Raw genomic sequence first — 10,099 nt, forward strand, 5'->3', positions numbered from 1 at the left:
CCGTGGCGGTCTTCGGTCTGGGGGATTCCGGGAGTTATACAGACAACTTCTGCGACGCCATGGAGGAACTGCACAGCTTCTTCAAGCAGGCCGGCGCCACGATGGTGGGTTATGTGGACAAAAGTGACTATACGTTTGAAGAGTCCAAAAGCGTAGTGGGAGAACAGTTCTGTGGCTTGGCCCTTGACGAGGACAGCGAATCCGACATGACGGATGATCGCCTCGCCAAGTGGGCCGAACAGCTCAAACAGGAGATTCCGGGACTGTGAGGTCAAGCGCTCTCTAGGCCACGCTCCAGTCTTGATTTCCGGATTGGGGTAAGTTTGTTCCATGGCCTGCACACAGAACGCTCATCCTCTTCCGAGGGTGGGCGTTCTGTTGATTGATCCGTTTGCTTCCCCCAGGGGAAAACCACCTGACCAATGCCTGGTGATCAGGCAGTCTCACCGGTCGGGTAAAAGTGGAAATTATTCCGTCATCACCCCTTCGATGCCAGAATTGGGCAATTTCATAGCTACTGTGGCGCAAGAGAACCATCCAGGTCCCATGCACAACAGGCGCCTCCAGCAGCTACTGCCGTTTACGCCTTTGTTACTTTTACCCCTACTTCTCTGGAACTTCTTTGACGCCAGTCAACAAAGTCTTCTTCCCTGGGATGAAGGCTTGTATATGGAGCGAGCCCGTCTCTTCCTTGATCAGCATGAACCATGGACGCCGTTTTCCCAGGCACACCACAAAACACCAGGCCACTATTGGATTGTGGCCCTATCAATGGGGCTTTTCGGTGTTAGCGATATTGCCGCCAGATTTCCTTTTATCTTGCTGGCTTTACTCTCTGCCTGGCTTGTTTATGGGATTGGCTCCCTGATTCTGAGCCGTCGCGCTGGCGCCATGGCCAGCCTCATTCTGGGAACATCATATCTTTGGGCAGTCCACAGCCGTACGATCAGCCCCAACATGGCGTATATCAGTCTTTTCCTGGGTGGGGTCTTGCTGCTTCTGCAAGAGTTGGTGAAACCTGCACGGTCTTCAGCAAAGTTCTGCCGCTGGCGGCTCTATTTTGTAGGCGTTCTGTTTGCCTTGACCGTATTTCTGCGTAGCGCTCTGGCTTTGTTGCCCCTGGTGGGGCTGATGCCCTGGCTCCTCAAGCAGGCCCGGGGTCGCAAGATTCTGATGAGCCCGTGGCTCTGGCTTGGCCTGGCCTGCGGTGCTCTGCCAACGCTGATCTGGGTGTGGAAGAGCATCGCTGCCTATGGAATTGCAGGATTTATGGAGCCACTAAACTTCCCTTGGAAAAAAGTGACGGGAGGAGAAACAGGCTTCCCCTTCAGCAGCTTTTTCTATTATTTCGGTTCCATCTTCTTCTTGCATACTATCCCCTGGTCACCCCTGCTCCCTTTTGCCGTCACCAGCCCCAACCTGTGGGGGAAGGAAGCCGTGGGGCAAACCCATGGTTTTCATCGGCGCTGGCTCCTCTTCGCAACGCCTGCGATCATACTGCTACTGCTTGCCTTCACATCCTCTCAGCACAAACATTATGCACTACCAATCTACCCGTTTGCGGCCCTGATGATTGCCGCAGATCTGGAGTATCGTTTAGCAGGAACCACCAGCTCCTCCGCTAATAAAGCCCTTCCTGGGAGAAGCAATGGCATGGGGTGGCAGTCTTTACGGCGTATTGTCTTAGTACACTTCTTCCTGGCCTGCATAATCCTGGCATTTTGCTTGAGCGATGGTTTGCCAACAGTTAAAGATATTAATATGACACTCGTTGATATGAGAAGACTATATGTAGTCTTGACTTTGCTGAGCAGCGTATGGCTGTTGGCAGGTTTGATAATCTACTGGCCACGTAGAAGCCTTCAACAAAGCTTGAAACCATGGATCACCTGTCATATCCTTGGTGGTTATCTGGTGATTCTTGGTACAGTTCATCTTGGTTTTGTGGGCAACTATTCTCCTGAAGTAAAAGCATTTCTCAGGCAACCTGACCTCCAAAACACGCTATCAACAGCCCCTGTGGATCTGGTGAAAAATGGTAGAGTCAGCAGGATGACCACTCTACTTAGAGCCTATAGTCCAATTATGGGCCAGTCCTGGGCATCATTTGATGAATTCAAGGACCAGGGAGGTCCCCTGGCCTGGATTTACGAACCTGACTTGACAGAGCTGGATTTCCCTTATCGTATTCTTGCCCAAGATCATGGGATTGTGCTGATTCATGTGCAACGCCATGAATGATCCACGCCTGACAGGGATCCTGTAGGCGCCTTGCAAGTCCCCCTCCCCGCAAGCAACCAGGGACAGCCGTCTCCCTGCTGTAGCCTCCGCCATGGCGTGCTCTCCTTGACGGCGCCACTCGCCACTTGGTTGTTTTGAGCGGTTGTTTTGAGTGACGCGGTGATTACGCACCCTTCAATCTCTACCATTTTCGAGATACAGCCTTCGCCTTCAAGAACAGATGCTTCATGGACTCACTGGCCACGGGAGAAGGCTGATGATCAGCACTCATCCTGGCATGGGGCGGGGCGCCCTCTGCTGGTTACGGCGCTGGTTGCCGCTGCTGCTGATCTGGTTGATGGCCACAGCGGCGGACCGGGCCTGGTTGGCGGCGGATCAGGCGGCGCCTGCCTGGGATCAGGCTGACTATCTGAATAGCGCGGTGGACCATGGCCGTGCGCTCGGATTGCTCCCCGGTGGCGAGTGGTCCGGCTGGCGGGATTTTCTCCTGCTGTCACCCAAGATTCCGCCCCTGGCCTCCCTGGTCCACGGCGTGGTGATGGCAGTGGCGGGTGAATTGCCGGATCAGGCAAGCTGGGCCTTGGCCATCTGGCATGGCTTGCTGCTGCTGGCGCTGGATGGCTGGGCGCGGCAACTCCATTCCCCCCGCCTGGCGATTCTGGCGTTGATTCTGGCTGCGCTCAGCCCGGGGCTGATCTCCCTGCGAGTGAATTTCACCCTGGATCTTGCCCTCACTGCAGTCACCACCGCAGCCCTGTGGCAACTCTGGCGCTGGCAACGACCCGCGCCCCACGGCGGCCGTTGGGTTCAGGCCCTCCTGGCTGCGTTGGGGCTGGCGGCGGCGCTATTGGTGAAGCAAAGCGCCATTCTGGTTCTTGCGGCTCCCACTCTCTGGGCCGTGGTGACCGGCATTGGCCAACACCGCCGGCGGCTGCAACTCCTGGCGGGGATGGCTCTGGTGCTGGCCTTGATCCTGCCCTGGCTGCACCAGAACTGGATCACCGCCATCGGCGGCACCCATCGGGCGGTGGTGGACTCTGCCAGATCCGAGGGGGACCCACCAGTATTTTCCCTGGCCAGCCTGCTGTATTACCCGCGACTCTGGTGGCAGCAGTTGGGTGCCCTCCCTTGTCTAGGAGCCGTGGCGGGTCTGGCGCTTGGCCTGGGGCGTCACCTGCGGAGGGGACAGTCCCTAAGGATTGCGCTGCCGGCAGGCTGGGGTTGGTTGCTGGGCTGCGCCGTCAGCGGTTGGCTCCTCACCACCATGAGTCCCAACAAGGATTCCCGCTACATCGCCCCGGTCCTGCCCCTGCTGATCCTCTGGCTCGGTCTGGGTTGGCTGGTCCTCATCTCGGCTCTGCAGCGGTGGCTTGGTTCCTGGAGAGCTTGGGCTGCCGTGACTGCCGCCCTGTTGCTGGCCACAGGCAGCACCGCCGTGGGGCGTGTCACCGCCATTCACAGGGCATCAGGGGAACCCCCTGTGGTCAGCCTGATGACGTTCCTGCATCAGCACACTGGCCACGCCCCCACCACTCTGGTGATGGCGCTGGAACCGGACGGCCCCGATCTCAACGAGCACACCGGAACCTATTACGGCAGATTGAACGGCGGGCAGTTGTTGGCCCGCAGCCTGGGGGAGGCCCATCATCCCCTGGTGCTGGATCAGGCGGAATGGGTGGCGGTGGCCACGGGCGACCAGGGGCGCCACCGGGAAGATGCCCGTCAACTGAGCCATGGCATCCGCAAGGACGGCCGTTTTCAGAAGGTGCGGCAATGGCCCTGGAGCCAGGGGCGGGTTGTGGAGCTTTGGCGGCGTCGGTCTGATGCGACACGGGGGCAACCTTTTGCCCGGCAGTTTGTCGCTCTGGCCCAGGGGCTGGGCGGGGGTCCCCCGGGCCTGGCCCGGTTCATGGAGCAGATCGGCCCAAACCATCAGTTGGACGGCCATTTTCTCTATCAGCAACAGGTGGAAGCCTGGGCCAACCGGCGCCTCGCTCAACACCCCCAGGCCACGGATGCCCTCTGGAGCCTGGCGGCCCTCAATATCTTGCGCCAGGACGCCGGAGCGGCGGATCACTGGCTCGCCCAACTGGAGGCCGTTCTGCCTGAGAATCCCTGGCCAACAACCTATCGCGCCGCGGTGCTGCTCATTGACTGGAAACCATGGGCGGCCCGACGAGTGGCCCATGCCCATCCCCGCTTCCAGGAGGAGCCCCTGCTCAAGACCGTGGGTGAACTGGCGGCCGTGGGGGGTGGCGATCTTACCCGCCTGCCTGCCTTGGGCGCCTCATGGCCAAGGGCTGTGGAGCAGGTTCAGGGGAACCTTTGAGGCGCTTGTCTGTGGGATGTCCGGCCCTCCGGGCCACACCACTGCAAGCTGACGGGCTCCTGTTGGCCAGGTTGAGGCGGAGGAGGGAAGACCGCCCGGACTTGACAACCGGCCAAGGGTTGCTCACCGGGAGCCACCAAGTGGTGAGGACGTTGTGCCTGAGCAGGTCTGGGTGGAATCAAGCGCTCTCCATACCAGGAAAGGGATGGGCGTCCCGGGCCCTGGATGAACACCGGCTCCTCAGGAGGTAGTGTGCCCACCAAGTGGCCCACGGCACGGGTGGGCCAGGCTTCGTTCAGCTCCCAGAGCCATAGGGGGGTGGCCCAGAAGCAGAGCAGCGCCACCCACCAACCCGCCACCAGCATCCCCAGCGCCCAGCGCACCGAGAAGCCCCTGAGCAGCACAATCGCCGCGGTGGCGAAGGCGACGCCAGCACTCAGAAGGGGCCAAAGGGGCAGGCCATGGACAATGGCCAATGCCTGTAGAACCGTGGCCACAAGCAGCGCCAAGCCGAGCAACAGCAGAGGGATTCCCAGTTGTCCCGTACGGCGCTCCCGCCACAGCCGCGCCAGGGCCGGGCCTTCCACACAGGCCAGTGGGGGCCAGAGGATATGGCTATACCAGGGGAGTTGGGTCTTGAGGGACAGCACCACCCCCAGGCAACCCGCCAGAATGCCGAGCCGCCACCGACCTGCCGGCTGCCGCCGCTGGCGCCAGGCCAACTGCAACCCCAGGGGCAACAGCAGGAGCCACGGCCAGCCTCCCTTCAAGATCTCGAAGGCAGGGACAGACAAGCCCTGGTCATGGCCTTCAAGCGCCTCCACCAAACGGCCGAATCCTTGACGGCCCCACATCAGCAGCGCCCCGTCGCCCCGGCTGTAGAGATGCCAGCCATGCCAGGCCAACCCCGGCAAACAGCCCAGCAGACCCCGGAAAACCATGGCGCGCCAACTGCAACGCCACTGCTGAAGGAGAGACTTTCCCTGGCGTTGCCCGTTCATGGGCAGGGTTGCCAGGAGTGTTGCCGCCAGGCCCAGCACCAGAAACGCCATGGCTGCCGGTGGCTTGAGGAGCAACAGGGCGCTACAGGCCAAACCGGCCAGGCCGGCGCCCCGGCGGGGTTGCTTCTGGAGCAACAGCAGCCCCCACCAGAGCAGTAGCGTGGCGGAAATCATGGCCCCATCCAGCATCAGCAGGCGGCCATGGCGGGCCATGGGCAAGGTGGTCATCAGGATCAGCCCCGTGGCCAGACCCTCGTCAGCAACGGGTCCTCGAAGCTGTGGGCTGGATTGCCGAGATTGAAACGCCAGCTCCCGCTGGATCAGCACCACCAGGGGAATGGCTGCGGTGCTCAACATTGCCGGCGCCAGGCGCAACACCGCTTCGTAAGTTCCTCCCAGACGAATGGCCAGGGCAACCAACAGGTGGAGACCTGGGGGCTTGTTCAAGTAGGGCTCCCCCCAGCGCGTGGGCAACAGGCCATTCAGGTCCACCGCCTGGGCAAACTCCAGGGCTGTGCGGGCAATGCCGGCCTCGTCCCAGTCCCGCAATGGAACGTTGCCCAGCCAGGGGAGCCACAGCACACAGGTCAAGAGCCAGAGCAGCAACGGCACAACCCAGGGTCGAGGCCGGTGGAGAAGCATCTGTTCCTGAAGGGCAGGTGAGCCCTACGCTAAGAGGGGGCTGAACCCAGTTGCATCAAGTCATCAAGGGGCCAAACCATGGGGCCGCCAACGCAGGAACCTGGTCCCGATGAAGACGTTGGGCCATCTCCTGTTGTTGCGGCTGATACGGGAACCGGTACCCCACGGCAATGGACGATCTGGAGATCAAGGCCCGTCCGTCCAGGGGGCGCTGCTGGCCATTCTCAGCGTCCCCTGGACGGTGATAGGGTAGGTTACTTCCCGTTCCAAGTGGGACTGCCATGGTTGCGCACATTCCGAGCCAACGATCCGGCTGCAGGATAAGCCCCCTGTTTTTGGCGGGCTGCATTCGGAGTTGAGCCATGTTGAAAAGAATCTATATCGACAATTTTTCGTGCCTGGTCAACTTCGAGTTGGAACTGGACGAGACCAACGTTCTGCTGGGTCCCAACGGCAGCGGCAAAACATCGGTTCTGAGGGCATTGTCTGTTCTTCAGCAACTGATTGCCCGCAGCGCAAGAATCGACGAGGTGATGTCAACGGAAGATCTGACCCGGTGGCAAAGTCGCAATGAACAGCGCTTCGAACTCAATTTGACGATTCAGGACAACATCTACCACTATGCACTGGTCGTTGAGCATGATCGTAATCGCCGCCGCATGAAGATTATCAAAGAACTGCTTACTCATAATGATCGACCCATTTTTGACTCTACGGACAGCAATGCCCAGCTTTATCACGATGATTATACCGAAGGACCCATGTATCGCTTCGATTGGTCCCGTTCAGGTGTTGGCGGTCTGGACGCAAGACCTGATAATGGAAAATTGACGGAATTCAAACGCGCCATCGCCAGATTCGTCATTGTGACCCCATGTCCTCTGCTTTTCCAGAGTGAGGCAAGAAACGAGGATGACTTTCTTGGTTGGCATATGAAAAATTTCGTCAGTTGGTATCGCCATTTTTCACAGGAAAACATGGGTGGCATTTTAACGTTATTCGGGGATCTGCGAGAAGCAATGCCAGGATTTGATTCAATTAACTTAATTGAATCTGGAGAGAACACTCGGACCATGAAGATTCGTTTTCGCGGCGGCGACGAAGATCGCAAGGCAATACTTTTCCGCCTGGATGAGCTCTCCGATGGGCAAAGGTTACTGGTGGCACTGTACAGTCTTATCCACTTGTCTCCCAATCAAGCGTTGCTGTTTCTTGACGAACCAGACAATTATCTTGCTCTGCGGGAAGTTCAACCCTTCCTTGTGAAAATTGGTGAGCAGTGTGGCGACACGTTGGCGCAGGCAGTGATCGTCTCTCATCATCCGGTTACTATTGATTACATGGCAGGAGCAGACGGCAGATGGTTCTACAGGGACGGCGGCATCAGCCCTGTGCGGGTGAGATCAGAGCCCGAGCAGGTGGTCGACGGACTCTCTCTCTCCGAGATGGTGGGGCGAGGGTGGGAGGGATGAGTGGCGTCAAGATCATTCTGCTCTGCGAGGACAAGCAGACCAACTCCTTCGTGCGTAACTTCTTGAAGCACCGGAACTTCAAGGGGCGTGACATCACAACTCTTCCCCTTCCTGCCAGAAGCGGTTCGGGGGAACAATGGGTCAGGAAACAGTACCCTAAGCAATTGGAGGCTATACGTAACAGGAGAAATGCATATCTGATCGTTGTCATTGATGCCGATACGGGCACACTTGACAATCGCCATAAGGAGTTAGCAAAAGCGTGTAGGGAGCAAGATATTCCACCGAGAGACCACAAGGAAGATCCTAATGTACTTCACATCATCCCCCGCAGAAACATTGAAACTTGGCTTGCGTATCTTGATAATAACAACGTCGATGAGTCCACAGTTTATCCTAAGCTAAATAAGGAAAGCGATTGCAAAATACATGCAGAGAATCTATACAATATGTGTCACCGTACTCAAAGGCTCCGTGAGCCGGCACCCCCTTCTTTGCAGAAAGCGTGCATTGAGTATCGCAAGCTTAAAAGCTAAGGACACCTGAAAATTCGCCCCCCTTGCCTGAACAAGCCTGCCCATCCATGCGACCCCCTAGGGGAGGTCGTCCGGTTTTTCGAGGTGCCCTTCAGTCAAAGGCCTTCCATGCAAAGCGGGAGGATGCCGTGTACTTCCAGATGAAGTCCACCACAATGCCAGCCGCCAGCGCCCCGATCCCCAGCCCCTGGCGGCTCGTGTTGGCGTAGGTGGAGGATATTGGCAACAAGGCCGGGGGAGTACACCAGCAGGAACTTGATCAGGTCAAGGAACAACGCCTTGCCCCGCAGACGGCGGGAGCGGAAGGCAAGGCGATTGTTGCCCCAGTAGTTGGAACTGGCCCCCGCAGCAACGGCCACACTCTGGCTGCGGAGAAAGCTCCAGCCCCAAGCTCTGAGGATCAGGAAGAGGTTGGAGTGAACGACCGTCCCCGAGAGCCTCACCAGAGCAAAGCTGATGACGGGCCTGGCTGCCAGGCCACCTGTGAACCTCCCCAGGAGCGACACCACCTGATCCCGGACAACGGCTTTCCCCATGCCTTGGGCCTCTATTTCCCGGACATGGTGGTGTTGTCTGCTGGAAAGCCAAGCCGCTCCCGCACCAGATACAGGGGACGACCCTTCACCTCACGGTAGATCCGCCCCAGGTACTCGCGAAAGATCCCCAGCACCGTAAGCTGGACCCCACCGAGGAACATGACGCCGATGAGCAACAGCGCCCAGCCCCTCCCCCATTCCTCCGTGAACAGCCGCACCACCAGGGCGTAGATAACGGCCGCCACAGACAAGCCGGAGGCCGTGAGGCCCACCCACGTGCCCACCCACGTGGCCACCCGCAGGAGCACGATGGAAAAGGAGAATATGGCGGAGACGGCGAGGGAGACCATCTTCTTCATGGTGTAGCTGGTCTCCCCGGCAAGGCGGGCCTGCCGGTCGTACAGTACGGGCTCCTGACGAAAACCGGTCCAGGCCGCCATGCCTCGCACAAAGCGATCCCGCTCCGGCATGGCCAGGAAGGCATCTTGCTCTCCACAGGGAAAACCACCTGACCAATGCCTGGTGATCAGGCAGTCTTACCGGTCGGATAAAAGTGGAAGTTATTCCGTCATCATCCCTTTGATGCCAGAATTGAGCAATTTCATAGCTATTGTGGCGCAAGAGAACCAATCCAGGTCCCATGCACAACAGGCGCTTCCAGCAGCTACTGCCGTTTACGCCTTTGTTACTTTTACCCCTGCTTCTCTGGAACTTCTTTGACGCCAGTCAGCAAAGTCTTCTCCCCTGGGATGAAGGCTTGTATATGGGGCGAGCCCGTCTCTTCCTTGATCAGTATGAACCATGGACGCCGTTTTCTCAGGCACACCACAAAACGCCAGGCCACTATTGGATTGTGGCCCTATCAATGAGGCTTTTTGGTGTTAGCGATATTGCCGCCAGATTTCCTTTTGTCTTGCTGGCTTTACTCTCCGCCTGGCTTGTTTATGGGATTGGCTCCCTGATTCTGAGCCGTCGTGCTGGCGCCATGGCCAGCCTCATTCTGGGAACATCATATCTTTGGGCGGTCTACAGTCGTACAATTAGCCCTGATATGGCGTATATCAGTTTTTTCCTGGGTGGGGTCTTGCTGCTTCTGCAGGAGTTGGTGAAACCTGCACGGTCTTCAGCAAAGTTCTACCGCTGGCGGCTCTGGTTCGTAGGCGTTCTGTTTGCCTTGACCATATTTCTGCGTAGCGCTCTGGCTTTGTTGCCCCTGGTGGGGCTGATGCCCTGGCTCCTCAAGCAGGCCCGGGGTCGCAAGATTCTGATGAGCCCATGGCTCTGGCTTGGTCTGGCCTGCGGTGCCCTGCCCACTCTGATCTGGGTGTGGAAGAGCATCGCT

The 10,099-nt window shown here is 58.5% G+C and carries 8 protein-coding genes; 5 read left to right on the forward strand and 3 right to left on the reverse strand.

What is annotated here, in order from left to right:
• The 3 genes from BG35_RS0103155 to BG35_RS0103165 all read left to right on the forward strand — a co-directional run.
• Positions 1 to 269 (forward strand): flavodoxin domain-containing protein (locus tag BG35_RS0103155; protein ID WP_025781663.1); only part of this gene is annotated, 269 nt, incomplete at its 5' end.
• Between the two features lie 61 nt (positions 270 to 330).
• Positions 331 to 2,241 carry an ArnT family glycosyltransferase gene (locus tag BG35_RS0103160; RefSeq protein ID WP_080687998.1) on the forward strand — a complete coding sequence of 637 codons (1,911 nt, stop codon included), beginning with the start codon at positions 331 to 333 and terminating at the stop codon, positions 2,239 to 2,241.
• Between the two features lie 256 nt (positions 2,242 to 2,497).
• A complete protein-coding gene (locus tag BG35_RS0103165; RefSeq protein WP_161632517.1) occupies positions 2,498 to 4,570 on the forward strand; it encodes an ArnT family glycosyltransferase in 2,073 nt (690 codons plus the stop codon).
• On the opposite strand, the gene BG35_RS0103170 is transcribed toward BG35_RS0103165, so the two are convergent.
• Positions 4,555 to 6,213 (reverse strand): ArnT family glycosyltransferase, encoded by a 1,659-nt coding sequence (locus BG35_RS0103170; RefSeq protein WP_025781666.1) that lies wholly within the window; start codon positions 6,211 to 6,213, stop codon positions 4,555 to 4,557. The genes BG35_RS0103165 and BG35_RS0103170 overlap by 16 nt on opposite strands.
• Before the next feature lie 362 nt (positions 6,214 to 6,575).
• Here BG35_RS0103170 and BG35_RS0103180 point away from each other — a divergent pair, with 362 nt between their 5' ends.
• Positions 6,576 to 7,685 carry an AAA family ATPase gene (locus BG35_RS0103180; RefSeq protein ID WP_025781668.1) on the forward strand — a complete coding sequence of 370 codons (1,110 nt, stop codon included), beginning with the start codon at positions 6,576 to 6,578 and terminating at the stop codon, positions 7,683 to 7,685.
• A gap of 631 nt (positions 7,686 to 8,316) precedes the next feature.
• Here the strand turns inward: BG35_RS0103180 and BG35_RS0103185 are convergent.
• On the reverse strand, positions 8,317 to 8,757 hold the full coding sequence (locus BG35_RS0103185) for a GtrA family protein (RefSeq protein ID WP_025781669.1): 441 nt from the start codon (positions 8,755 to 8,757) through the stop codon (positions 8,317 to 8,319).
• A gap of 11 nt (positions 8,758 to 8,768) precedes the next feature.
• Positions 8,769 to 9,227: a hypothetical protein gene (locus BG35_RS0103190; protein WP_025781670.1), complete on the reverse strand. Its 459-nt coding sequence runs from the start codon at positions 9,225 to 9,227 to the stop codon at positions 8,769 to 8,771.
• A 293-nt stretch (positions 9,228 to 9,520) separates the two neighbouring features.
• On the opposite strand from BG35_RS0103190, the gene BG35_RS14075 reads away from it, so the two are divergent.
• The coding region (locus tag BG35_RS14075) for an ArnT family glycosyltransferase (protein ID WP_373276960.1) at positions 9,521 to 10,099 on the forward strand (579 nt) is incomplete at its 3' end.

The sequence above is a fragment of the Candidatus Synechococcus spongiarum SH4 genome (genome assembly GCF_000586015.1).
In the GTDB taxonomy this organism is placed as follows: Bacteria; Cyanobacteriota; Cyanobacteriia; order PCC-6307; family Cyanobiaceae; genus Synechococcus_B; species Synechococcus_B spongiarum_F.